General features: G+C 33.8%; 10 protein-coding genes and 3 tRNA genes. 5 read left to right on the forward strand and 8 right to left on the reverse strand.

Annotation, left to right across the window (positions count from 1 at the left end; translation table 11 throughout):
- Positions 1–1061 precede the first annotated feature (1061 nt).
- The 6 genes from ACFPTQ_RS15170 to proS form a co-directional block, all read right to left on the reverse strand.
- Positions 1062–1226: a hypothetical protein gene (locus tag ACFPTQ_RS15170; protein ID WP_379778619.1), complete on the reverse strand. Its 165-nt coding sequence runs from the start codon at positions 1224–1226 to the stop codon at positions 1062–1064.
- Between the two features lie 20 nt (positions 1227–1246).
- Positions 1247–1498: a 30S ribosomal protein S20 gene (gene rpsT / locus ACFPTQ_RS15175; RefSeq protein WP_379778621.1), complete on the reverse strand. Its 252-nt coding sequence runs from the start codon at positions 1496–1498 to the stop codon at positions 1247–1249.
- A gap of 165 nt (positions 1499–1663) precedes the next feature.
- Positions 1664–1735 (reverse strand) — tRNA-Glu (locus ACFPTQ_RS15180).
- Between the two features lie 50 nt (positions 1736–1785).
- A tRNA-Glu gene (locus ACFPTQ_RS15185) sits at positions 1786–1857 on the reverse strand.
- 48 nt (positions 1858–1905) lie between these two features.
- A tRNA-Glu gene (locus tag ACFPTQ_RS15190) sits at positions 1906–1977 on the reverse strand.
- 97 nt (positions 1978–2074) lie between these two features.
- Positions 2075–3553: a proline--tRNA ligase gene (gene proS / locus ACFPTQ_RS15195; RefSeq protein ID WP_379778623.1), complete on the reverse strand. Its 1479-nt coding sequence runs from the start codon at positions 3551–3553 to the stop codon at positions 2075–2077.
- Positions 3554–3654: 101 nt separating this feature from the next.
- On the opposite strand from proS, the gene ACFPTQ_RS15200 reads away from it, so the two are divergent.
- The 5 genes from ACFPTQ_RS15200 (at position 3655) to ACFPTQ_RS15220 (ending at position 9193) form a co-directional block, all read left to right on the forward strand.
- Positions 3655–4629: a hypothetical protein gene (locus ACFPTQ_RS15200; RefSeq protein WP_379778625.1), complete on the forward strand. Its 975-nt coding sequence runs from the start codon at positions 3655–3657 to the stop codon at positions 4627–4629.
- A gap of 36 nt (positions 4630–4665) precedes the next feature.
- Positions 4666–6201, forward strand: coding sequence for an OmpP1/FadL family transporter (locus ACFPTQ_RS15205; protein WP_379778627.1), 1536 nt, complete (start codon positions 4666–4668; stop codon positions 6199–6201).
- Between the two features lie 229 nt (positions 6202–6430).
- Complete coding sequence (gene rimO / locus ACFPTQ_RS15210; protein WP_278035256.1) at positions 6431–7744, forward strand: 30S ribosomal protein S12 methylthiotransferase RimO; 1314 nt, start codon at positions 6431–6433, stop codon at positions 7742–7744.
- A 30-nt stretch (positions 7745–7774) separates the two neighbouring features.
- Positions 7775–8281 (forward strand): hypothetical protein, encoded by a 507-nt coding sequence (locus ACFPTQ_RS15215; protein ID WP_379778630.1) that lies wholly within the window; start codon positions 7775–7777, stop codon positions 8279–8281.
- A 6-nt stretch (positions 8282–8287) separates the two neighbouring features.
- On the forward strand, positions 8288–9193 hold the full coding sequence (locus tag ACFPTQ_RS15220) for an N-acetylmuramoyl-L-alanine amidase (protein WP_278035254.1): 906 nt from the start codon (positions 8288–8290) through the stop codon (positions 9191–9193).
- Between the two features lie 166 nt (positions 9194–9359).
- Here ACFPTQ_RS15220 and ACFPTQ_RS15225 read toward each other — a convergent pair whose 3' ends face one another.
- Together ACFPTQ_RS15225 and ACFPTQ_RS15230 are read right to left on the reverse strand one after the other, a co-directional pair.
- Entirely contained in the window at positions 9360–10394 is a 1035-nt protein-coding gene (locus ACFPTQ_RS15225; RefSeq protein ID WP_379778632.1) for an outer membrane beta-barrel protein, read from the reverse strand.
- A gap of 554 nt (positions 10395–10948) precedes the next feature.
- Complete coding sequence (locus ACFPTQ_RS15230) at positions 10949–13132, reverse strand: B12-binding domain-containing radical SAM protein (RefSeq protein ID WP_379778634.1); 2184 nt, start codon at positions 13130–13132, stop codon at positions 10949–10951.
- Between the last annotated feature and the right edge of the window lie 11 nt (positions 13133–13143).

Raw genomic sequence — 13143 nt, forward strand, 5'->3', positions numbered from 1 at the left:
GAGCCAGGATCAAACTCTTCATCGTATATTGTTTATCCTGAATTAATTTCAGGATCATTTTATATTGACTCCAAGTTACTATCGGTTTATTCAAATCTCGCGATTCTATTACTCTTATTTTATTTGTTTCGATTTGCATCGAAACGGCTGTCAATTCAATATGTCTAGGAACGTGTCTTTTTGTTTTTAAACTGAATTTATTTCAGTTTCTCGCTTATCTTTCAAAGCGGCTGCAAAACTACAACTTATTTCTTTACTCACAAGAAAAATTTAAAGTTTTTTTTCGATTTATTTACCGAAGCTTAACTCCTCTTCTCTTGTCAATATTTCAAATAACTTTGCATGTTTTATCTCGCTTAACTTTTATTTAAAAACAAGCTCGATAAACTCACGTTTGCGGGGTGCAAATGTAAATCGCTTTTTCAAATCTCACAAGCTTTTTTGAAACTTTTTTTCAAACTTTCGTTCGATTATCTCTTTATCGCTTGTCTGTATTTAAAGGAACGTTTTCGCTGTTGCGGGTGCAAAAGTAGAACCTTTATTCGATTAAACAAGCACTTTTTGAAACTATTTTTGGTTTATTTTTTAATCAACTGATAACATGCGATTTAATTTTTGAAGTTTTTTCAGTTTTGTAGGAATTTTAACTCTTTAAGATTAATATAAACACAAAGAACACTAAGAAGACACGAAGAACACAAGATTCTTTATACTATATATTATAGCAATTAAGCCGTTTTAACCGCAAAGACCACTAAGAAATCGCCAAGAAAAGGAAGACTACACTATATATTATAGTAGAAAAGAGTTCTTAAACAGTCATCACACGACATAAAACAAGAGATTAACCATCATCCTACACTATGTATAATAGCACAAACATCATCTTAAGCCACTTCCCTAGCCCTGACCTTGCCTGCCGGCGAGGCAGGTAGCAGCAACATCCTCTTGTGGAAACAATAGTGAACACAAGAGATATAGCGGATAGCAGGAAATTGCTTCAAATAAAAAACCCGCCTCGACAAATCGAGACGGGTCATAAAGATTAAAACTACTCTATATTACTTAGTAGAAAATTTGAAAGCAGTTTTTGTTTTATACGTTTCACCTGGGTTTAAAACCGTTGTTGGAAAATCTTTTTGGTTTGGAGAATCAGGATAATGTTCTACCCCTAAACACAAACCAAATTCAATAAAAAAAACCTTCTTTTTCAAGAAGGCTTTCAAAATATCTTAAAATTGTATAATTACAATTTATTAACGAATTTAGTTAATTTAGATTTTAAGTTAGAAGCTTTGTTATCATGAATAACATTCTTTTTAGCTAACTTATCAATCATAGAGATTACTGTAGATAATTTCGCAGTAGCATCAACTTTATCAGTTGCTAAACGCAAAGCTTTAATAGCGTTACGTGTAGTTTTGTGTTGGTATCTATTTAATACTCTTTTTTTCTCGTTGCTTCTAATTCTTTTTAAAGCTGACTTATGATTTGCCATTTTAATTTTTTTTTTAATTGTAATAATTATTTTAAACTATTAGCTAAAAAAGAAAAACCTCCCACAATCACATTATACAAAGCAATCACTTTGGTTTTAACTAATAAAACACACATCAGAGACACTTGATATTTGTTTCATAAAACTATTTCACAACTAATTCTGTAGTCCGTAGGGGAATCGAACCCCTGTTACCAGGATGAAAACCTGGCGTCCTAACCCCTAGACGAACGGACCAAAAATTCCTCTAAGTTAAGTCAAACAATTTATTCTTAACAGAACAATTGTAGTCCGTGGGGGAATCGAACCCCCCTTACCAGGATGAAAACCTGGCGTCCTAACCGATAGACGAACGGACCATAATTCCTTTTAATAAAACAGGAACTCTATTTCAATATTTCAATCTGTAGTCCGTGGGGGAATCGAACCCCCCTTACCAGGATGAAAACCTGGCGTCCTAACCGATAGACGAACGGACCATTGCGTTACATTGTGCAGTGCATTTCTGTATTGCGGTTGCAAAGATACAACTGTTTTTTAATTGCGCAATAGCTATCTAAAAAAAAATATTTTTTTTTAATATGCCTTAGCAAAAAACACTCTTCGAGTAGACTTTTTTCCAGTAAATACGCAGGTTCCCGACTCTTCTACCCCATCCAAAGGTATACATCTTATGGTTGCTTTAGTCAACTCTTTAATCTTCTCTTCAGTTTCAGCAGTACCATCCCAATGAGCTGATACAAAGCCTCCTTTGTTCTCTAAAATATCTTTGAACTCTTCAAAGCTATTTACTTCAGTAATATGAGTCTCTCTATAATCTAATGCCTTATTAAACAAATCCGATTGAATTCGCTCCAATAATTGCGCTACAAATTCAGCAATTCCTTCTTTAGATTTGACTTCTTTGGTCAAAGTATCTCTCCTCGCAACTTCATAAGTACCGTTTTCAAGATCTTTTGGACCTACAGCAATACGCACCGGAACACCTTTTAATTCCCATTCTGCAAATTTAAATCCTGGTTTTTGAGTTGTTCTATCATCAAATTTTACAGAAATACCCAATTTACGTAAATCAGCAATTAAATTATCTACCTCAGCAGAGATTGCTTTTAATTGATCGTCTGATTTATATATAGGTACAATTACAACCTGGATTGGAGCCAAGTTTGGAGGCAACACCAAACCTTGATCATCTGAATGTGTCATTACCAAAGCCCCCATCAATCTTGTAGAAACTCCCCAAGAAGTTCCCCAAACGTATTCTTGTTTCCCTTCGGCATTTGCAAACTTCACATCAAATGCTTCAGCAAAATTCTGTCCCAAAAAGTGTGAAGTACCAGCCTGAAGCGCTTTTCCATCCTGCATTAAAGCTTCAATACAATAGGTTTCAACAGCACCAGCAAAACGCTCTGATTCTGTTTTCACTCCTTTAACTACAGGAATAGCCATGAAGTTCTGAACGAAATCTGCATAAACATTCATCATTTTCTCTGATTCTTCAATTGCCTCTGCTTTTGTAGCGTGAGCAGTATGACCTTCCTGCCATAAAAACTCGGCTGTTCTTAAAAACAAACGAGTACGCATTTCCCAACGAACTACATTCGCCCATTGATTAATCAATAAAGGTAAATCTCTATAAGACTGCACCCATCCTTTATAAGTAGACCAAATAATAGCCTCACTGGTTGGACGAACGATAAGCTCTTCTTCTAATTTAGCATTTGGATCAACAATTAACTTCCCTGGTTTATCCGGATCGTTCTTTAATCTATAATGAGTTACAACTGCACATTCTTTCGCGAAACCTTCGGCATTTTTTTCCTCAGCTTCAAACATACTTTTAGGAACAAATAATGGAAAATACGCATTTTGATGTCCTGTTTCTTTAAACATTCTATCTAATTCTCTTTGCATTTTCTCCCAAATTGCATAACCGTACGGTTTAATTACCATACAGCCTCTAACTCCTGAATTTTCGGCTAAATCAGCTTTTACAACCAGCTCATTATACCATTTCGAATAATCTTCTGATCTTGTAGTAAGGTTCTTACTCATATTGAATATTTTGGCACAAATTTTGTTTTGTATTATTTAACTAAATAGTTTGGCAAAACTAACTATTTTTGTAATGTGCAACAATAAAAAACCCATCAGATATGAAAACAAATATTTTTTCATCACAAAACGTGCAGAAATATCTATATTTTGCATTACTAAGCCTTTTTATGGTTTCATGTGGTTCTTTTCAAAATAGTTCTTATTATGAAAGCGATGGAATTTATACTGCCGACAACTACCAACCTATAGAGAGGAACACAGCATCAAGTGAATACTACAAAAATTATTTCAATTCGCTACAAAATGATGCCGAATCATCTGATACTTTTACAGATATCGATAGCTATAATAGCTTTGACTCAACTACGGATAACAATTCCGAAATAAGTTATGCTGGATGGGGAAATAATAATACCGACCCAATAATTAATATCTATTCTAACAACTGGGGATGGAATAATTGGGGTTGGAACAACTATTGGGGCGTTAATAACTGGGGTTGGAATAATTGGGGCTGGAACAACTATTGGGGATACAATAATTGGGGCTGGAATTACGGATTTGGTTGGAACAACTGGGGATGGAATAACGGCTGGGGATATCCTTATTCTTACGGATGGTATAATTATCCTTATTATTATAATCGCCCATACAGAAACACTTATTACTCATACGCTCCAAGCAGAAGATATGAGGCAGTGAATTCTAGAAGCTACAATACGACTTCCAGAAATTACTCTACTAGCAGGAGTTATACAAACGATAGAAACTATTCAAACGATAGACAAAGAACCTATTCAACTAGCAGATTTAGCAATTCAAGAGACAATAGCAATTTTAATACTAGAAGAACCTATAGTGCTCCAACTAACACTTCTGAGTCTACATCTAGAAGAAATAATACACAAAGCCAAAACAGCAACTATTCCAGAAACGATAGCTACACACCTACAAGATCATACAGTAGCCCTTCTTCTTCCTATGGAAATGGTAATAGCGGAAGATCTTATGGTGGAGGAGGCGGAAGCAGTAGCGGAGGTACTTCTAGATCTTCAGGAGGAAGTAGACGATAAACAGCTCACCCAACTTCTACTATTAAAAATTCAACTATGAAAAAATATCTATTCATACTATTAGGGCTTACTTTTAACACTATACAATCGCAAGAAGTTGTAAGCGGATTGCGATATGCTCAAGACAACTCAACAGGCACAGCTCGCTTTAGAGCAATGAGTGGCGCGTTTGGTGCTTTAGGTGGCGATTTATCATCTATAAATGTAAATCCTGCTGGAAGTGCTGTTTTTTTAAACAACCAGCTCGGATTTTCTTTCAGTAATTTTGATATCAAAAACAATTCAGAATATTATGGAAGTCAATTAACTGGCAAAAAAAACGCACTTGATCTAAATCAGGCAGGTGGTGTTTTTGTATTCAAAAATTACGATCCAAAAGCCAATTGGAAAAAATTCTCTTTAGCAATAAACTACGAGAACACTAATAATTTCAACAACACTACCAGAACATTCGGTACTAACCCAACCAATTCGGTCGCTAACTATTTTTTAAGTTATGCTAATGCTAATCCTGCTAGAAATCAAGAAGAAATTCCATTAGGTACGCTAAAAGAATACAATTATTTTGAATTGAACTACGCAAAACAACAAGCCTATTTAGGATATAGAGGATACTTAATCAATCCTATCTCAGATACTGACGACAATGTAGAATACATTTCAAATGCACCAGTAGGCACCTCTCCAAACACTAATAATTACTACCAAGAAAACACTATTATTTCTGAAGGATATAACGGAAAACTATCCTTTAATGCTGCTACCTCATACAAAGACATATTGTATCTTGGTTTATCGTTAAATTCTCACTTTACAGACTTCAGACAAAACACACTTTTTTATGAAGACAATGGAAATGCTAGTAATTTTGACGACCTAAAAGCCGTTTCTTTTGAAAACGACTTATATACCTACGGCTCTGGTTTTTCATTTCAACTAGGGGCGATTGCTAAAATCAATAATGAATTACGTTTAGGAATTTCATACGAATCACCTACTTGGAACAAATTAAACGATGAATTAAGACAAAATCTTATTACTACAACCTACTTAACAGCAACTACTTCGAATACTAATAACCCTAATTCGGACGGAACAATAGTATACAACGATTACAAACTAAAAACACCTGGAAAAATTACTGGAAGTATGGCGTTAGTTTTTAATAAAAAAGGCTTGATTAGTTTTGATTACAGTTACAAAGACTACAGTAAAATTAATTATTCCATTGAAGATGATAGTAGAAACCGATTCATCAATTCGGATATAGCCAACGAATTAACTGCCGCTTCAGAAATAAGAATTGGAGGTGAATACAAAATTGAAAGGCTTAGTTTAAGAGGAGGTTACCGTTTTGAAGGCAGTCCGTATAAAAACAAAAGTACTATGGGCGACCTAACTGGATATTCTGCTGGTTTAGGGTATAATTTCGGAGGAACCAAAGCCAATTTATCCTATGCATATGCTAAACGAAATTCAAATCAAGGTTTCTTTAGTCAAGGTTTTAGTGATGGAGCCAATATTAATTCAATAAACAACACAGTAACATTCACACTTCTATTTGAATTATAATTCCTTTAAAATATATCGATAACATCAACCGTCTTGTCTTTTTTTAAAACATGACGGTTTTTTTTCAACTAAAAATGTAAAAGGGAAAAAGCATCAACTGAAAAAAACCTATATTCTTTTAAAAATTAGCAGAAAGTAGATTATGAAAACTTGAAATGCGAACAATCCCCAATGCCATCAAGACAATTTGAATAAAAAAACGTAATTTTGCCATCCAATTTACATAGCTATGAGAACTAAGTCTTTAAAAAAGAACAAAATAAACGTAATCACCCTTGGGTGTTCAAAAAACATATATGACAGTGAGGTATTAATGGGGCAACTTCGTGCTAATGGAAAAGAGGTTGAACATGAAGCCCCTGCGGAAAAAGAAGGCAATATTATTGTCATCAACACCTGCGGTTTTATTGATAATGCAAAAGCAGAATCAGTGAACATGATTTTAGAATACGCTGATAAGAAAGAAAAAGGCTTAGTTGATAAAGTTTTTGTCACAGGCTGTTTGTCTGAGCGCTACCGTCCTGATTTGGAAAAAGAAATTCCAAATGTGGATCAGTTTTTCGGAACAACTGAATTACCACAGTTACTGAAAGCTTTGGGTGCCGATTACAAACATGAATTATTAGGTGAACGTCTTACTACAACCCCTAAAAATTATGCCTACCTAAAAATTGCCGAAGGCTGTGACAGACCTTGTAGTTTTTGTGCTATTCCAATTATGCGTGGAAAACACGTTTCACAACCTATTGAAAAATTAGTTAAAGAAGCCGAAGGATTAGCCAGAGACGGAGTAAAAGAATTAATTTTGATTGCTCAGGACTTAACGTATTACGGTCTTGATATCTATAAAAAAAGAAATCTGGCTGAATTATTAGAAGCTCTAGCAAAAGTAGAAGGAATTGAATGGATTCGTTTGCATTATGCCTTCCCTACCGGTTTTCCAATGGATGTTTTAGAGTTAATGAAACGAGAGCCTAAAATTTGTAATTATATCGATATTCCGTTGCAACATATTTCTGATTCTATTTTAAAATCAATGCGTCGTGGAACAACCCAAGCTAAAACGACTCAACTATTAAAAGATTTTAGAGCCGCTGTACCAGGAATGGCTATTCGTACAACGCTAATTGTAGGTTACCCTGGAGAAACTCAAGAAGATTTTGAAATTTTGAAAGATTTTGTTCAGGAAATGAAATTTGATAGAATGGGTTGTTTTGCCTATTCACATGAAGAAAACACTCACGCATATTTATTAGAAGATGATGTTCCAGATGATGTAAAACAAGCTCGTGCTAATGAAATCATGGAATTGCAATCTCAGATTTCTTGGGATTTGAACCAAGAAAAAATTGGAAAAACATTTAAATGCATTATTGACCGAAAAGAAGGCGCTCACTTTATTGGCAGAACAGAGTTTGACAGTCCTGATGTTGATAATGAAGTTTTAATTGATGCTAGTAAATTCTATCTAAAAACAGGCGAATTTGCGATGATCAAAATCATTGATGCCACAGAATACGATTTATACGGTGAACCTGCTTAAAAAGCAACTTGACTTTAAAATTTAATTAACATGAAAAAGACACAATTTTTCTTTGTACTAGCGTTACTATTATTATCATTTAATTCTATTCAAGCACAATACGGATACGGCGGAGGTGGATACGGAGGATATGGTGGATATGGTGGATATGGAATGGGCAGAAACAGCATGAGCCAAATGAGCCAGCCTGATTCTAAACCAAAAGAAATTCCTGTTGAAGTTACTGTAGGTAAAATTATGGAGAAATTAAAGCCTGAATTAAATCTTGACGAATTACAATCAATTGCAATTGCAAATGTATACACTGACATTATTAAATCGCAAACCGCAATTATTAAAGACGAAAAATTAAGTCAGCAACAAAAATCAGACGAGATTAAAATTCTTTTTGAAGTCAACGAACGTAAAATAAACGAATATTTAAATGACCAACAGAAAGTAAAATTCAAGGCTCTTAAAGAAGACCAAGGAGACAACAAAAAAGAGAAAAAGAAAAAATCAAAGAAAGAAGAACAAGAAGCTACTTTAAACAAGTAAATATAAATGATGATTAAACCATTTTGTTATATATTACCCATTGCTGTAATAACAGCTTGCTCTACTAATCCCTATAAAAAGAGTGAAAAAGAATACGATACGAAATTAAAAACACTAAAAGTTCAAATATCTGCCAAAGAACCTGAACCATTACCTATCGTAAATAAAGTAACAATTAGTATTGATAGTGTTTATTCAAAACAGCTATATACTTTTAAAGACAGTATTTTCAAAACAGGACCAACCCAATTAAACAACGGAATTCATACCGAATGGATTAGTGCGGTAAACTTTAATTTACGCAAACCTAATTATATAATCATCCATCATACCGCTCAGGATTCTATCCAACAAACGATAAAAACCTTTACAAAAGAAAGTTCTAAAGTTAGTGCACACTATGTAATAGGAGACAATGGTGATGTTGTACAAATGCTAAATGATTATTTACGTGCTTGGCATGCAGGTATAAGTTCTTGGGGAAAAGACACCGATATTAATTCGGCATCGATAGGAATTGAATTAGACAATAATGGAAGTGAACCTTTTTCTGAAGCACAAATTACAAGTTTAATGGCTTTATTGAGTAGGTTGAAAAAAAATCATAACATTCCCACTCAAAACATCATCGGTCATTCGGATGTTGCTCCAACCAGAAAAAAAGATCCTAGTGCTTTATTTCCTTGGAAAACACTTGCAGAAAATGGATTTGGTGTATGGAAAGACGAGGTACTTCCATTAGCTCCATTAGATTTTAATCCAGAATTAGCTTTACGCATCATTGGGTACGATACAAAAAACTTAAATGCTGCTATTACTGCTTTTAAATTACATTATATGCCCGAAGAAGTCAATGCAGTTTTAGACCAAAATACAATCAATACCATTTATTCCATTTTTCTAAAACAATAATATAAACGGTTACTAATTTTAAAAAGTTCTTTGAGGTAAAACACAAAGAACTTTTTTTATTTACAAACTTCTCGTTAAAAACAGTGCAAAAAAACTGCCAAGACACATTCGAAATGTACCTTGGCAGTAAAAAAAAAATTATGTTTTATTGCTATTGATTCATTTATTAGAATCCGTAAACCACACCTATTGTAGCTTGTGTAGCTGATTTAGTAGGAGCCATATCAGAATCAAAGAAGTTATCTTCTTTAGCGGAATCTAATCTTAACTCAGGGATGATAGTCAATCCACCTACTTTATAGTTAGCTGATAATGTAAAAGCAGTTACAGAGTTGTCAGCAGATAAACCAAACATATCACTATTTTCTTTAGCTTTAAAATACTCTGCACGTAAACCTAAACCAAAGTTATCATTTACAGCTACTGAAGGATATAAAGCGAATCCTGTATAACCAACATTATCACCATTACCTGACCAATCAGCTGCATTTAATCCTAATTTAAATTTCTCTGTCAATTGGAAAGTAGCTGTTAAATCAACGATAGTTCCACTTTCAGCACCATCCATGAAATTTAAATAAGCAGAGATTCCTTCGCTTGGAGCTAAAGATAACTGAGCACCGATGTTATTCAAACCTTTAGTAGGATTTGCCATGTAGTTATTCCACGTATTATTGAATGCTCCAACCATAATTCCTACTTTATCAGAGATAGCATAATTAGCTTTTACCCCTGCATTTTGGAATGGACCATTAGTAAACAAATAAGATGTTGAATAATGGAAGTTAGCTAAAGGAGAAATTACTTCATATCCAATAAATGTCCCCATATATCCTGCTGTGAAACTCAATTTATCAGTTGCAGCATAAGTGGCATATAAATTTTGAATGTGGAATGAATTAGCTCCTGATTCATCGTAAGTCCCATCTGAATTTGGAATCGATTGATATTGCCCTCTAGGTCCAAAAGAAACCTCACCCACGAAAGAAGTTTTACCTGTTTTTTTCTTTAAAGCGATATCGATCATACCTAAAGAAAGTGAATTTTGATCTGAAGCAAAACTTGTTCCAATATTTCCTGTTTTTGCAAAATCATATTTGTAATATACATCCGCAGAACCTGAAATTTCTAATGGTGTGTCTTGAGCAAATGTCACACTTCCTGTAAGGGCTAGAGCTAAAATAAAAATTACTTTTTTCATGTTTAAAAGTTGTTTTGGTTATTTAAATTATTTTCACATTATAGAAGATATTAACATATTATTCTCAGTTTTTAATACATTTTTAACTTCTTTGTTGAAGCAAATTTATCAACTTTTAGTTTTAGAAAAACGAAAAAACACAACTTTCTGTCATTTTTAGCGCAGAATTATCAAATAATTTGAATCATCAAAAAAAAAATACATTTTTTTTATTTTTCAACCCCCAAAAAACAATTATTCATACAGCAAAAAACACAAATACCCCTTAAAAAATAGAGTTAAAAACAAAAAACAACATCAAAAAACACCTAAAACAACACAAAAAACACAGTTAAAACCAAAACACCCCTATTTTACACAGGGGTAACTATAAATTAAAAATTTTAATTAATTGATAAATCGATAAAAAACGCTTAATATAAGCTTTACTCTGATTTTCTTAATAAGATCCGATTAATGCAAAAAAAAAGTCAACATAATCGTTGACTCGTATATATTAAGATTAATAAAAAAAAATAATGTTAAATAGCTATAGAATACAACGATTCAAGAAGCTATAAAACCAAAAGCCCATATTCTCTCAGTACACTAATAGGTTTTGAATACCAAAACAATTCAAAATCAACTAAGTTTACCTCAAAATCATTTTTTAATTCTTGGAAAGTGTAGATTTTAGTATTTCCTAACTGTATCTTTTCTAGTATTTGTGCTAACCACTCTCCTTCGGCTTTATTAGTTTGAATTGTAAAACTTTCTTTTTTATCATGGAAAGTCATTACTAATATCTCCCAGTACCTTCCTTTTTTAGTTTTAACGATACTATCTACTGTAGGCTTTCCTCCTAACCAAACAATCTTAGCTGCTGGTTTTGTGCTAAATTGATTTTCATCTTGAAGTGCATCAAAAATAAAATCAGGATGAATTTTTGTTTTAGGTATTTTAAAATCAAACCATTCTTGCAAATCATAATCAAAACAAATTCCGTGCATATAATTAAAGAGTGATTTTTTCAAACCATAGCTAAACTTATCGTGATTAATTCCTGTCGAATCTTTGTAATTGATATCATTATTAGCAAAAGTTCCAATTTCTTCACTATTTTTAATCACACCAAATTTTTCCGGATACAATCCTACAGGACTATGAGCCGTCATAGCAAACTGATGCCAAAAGCCCGACTGTAAAATACCCGCCTCAAACAATTGACGCACCATTTCTAGACTATCAATTGTTTCCTGTACGGTTTGAGTAGGATAACCATACATCAAATAGGCATGAACCATAATACCTGCTTCCGTAAAATTTCGGGTTACCTTAGCCACCTGTTCAACCGTAACCCCTTTGTCAATTAATTTTAATAATCTATCCGATGCCACTTCTAAACCGCCAGAAACTGCTATACAACCAGAAGCTTTTAATAATAAGGTTAAATCTCTAGTAAAACTTTTCTCAAAACGAATGTTCGTCCACCAGGTTACTGATAATTTTCGTCTAAGAATTTCTAAAGCTAGCGCTCTCATTAAAGCCGGAGGAGCAGCCTCATCCACAAAATGAAAACCATTTTCTCCGGTTTGCGCCATCATTTCTTCCATTCGATCACATAACAAACTAGCAGCAACAGGTTCATATACCTTAATATAGTCTAATGAAATATCACAAAAAGTACACTTACCCCAATAACAACCATGCGCCATAGTTAATTTATTCCACCGACCATCACTCCACATACGATGCATGGGATTCACTATTTCGATAACTGAAATGTATTTGTCTAATAATAAATCCGAATAATCCGGTGTCCCTACCTGGGATTGCTTATAATCTGGTTTCGTGGAATTGTTTTTATAAACAACTTTTCCATTTTCTAGAAGGAAAGTACGTTTGTATTGCTTCTCGACTTCGCTCGAAGTGACAGCATTAACAAGCTCTTCAATTGGAGCTTCACCATCATCTAATGTTATGAAATCGAAGAAATCAAAAACACGAACATCCGAAAGAGAACGCAATTCGGTATTAGGGAAACCACCGCCCATTGAGATTTTGATTTCAGGAAAATGCTTTTTAACCCATTGCGCCGAACGAAAAGCCGAATATAAATTACCTGGAAAAGGAACCGAAATCAAAAACAAATCAGGTCGAATGGTTTCGATACGTTCTTTAAGAATTGAAATAAGTATATTATCTATATAAGTAGGTTCCTGTTGTAAAGCTTCATACAATTCGTCAAAAGAATTCGCACTACGCCCCAAACGCTCCGCATACCGACTGAAACCAAAATTAGCATCGACACATTCTACAATAAAATCGGAGATATCTTCCAAATACAAAGTAGCCAAATGTTTTGCCTTATCCTGAGTTCCCATCGTACCAAAAGCCCAATCCAATTCTTCTAATTGTGCAAAGCGAGAAGCTTCAGGTAAATAACTTTCCTGGCAAATTTGCAAAGCCAAGGTTGGATTTTTTCCCTGCAAAAAAGAGATTACCGAATCAATCGTTTTGATGTATTCGTCTTGCAAGGCAATAATTCTCTTAGAGTTGTCTGTTGATGGTTGATGGTTGATAGATTTAAACAAATCCTGAAGTCCTTCTTTCGAAAAAATCTTCAAAATCACCTCTATTCCTAAATCCGCCTGAACCGATTCAATATTCTTAGTATTCAAAAAACCTTTAATATAAGCCGTTGCCGGATACGGAGTATTCAGTTGGGTAAAAGGAGGTGTTATGAGGAATAGCTTCATTTTTGAGAAAA

Source organism: Flavobacterium sp. GCM10022190 (assembly GCF_042656445.1).
GTDB lineage: Bacteria > Bacteroidota > Bacteroidia > Flavobacteriales > Flavobacteriaceae > Flavobacterium > Flavobacterium nitratireducens.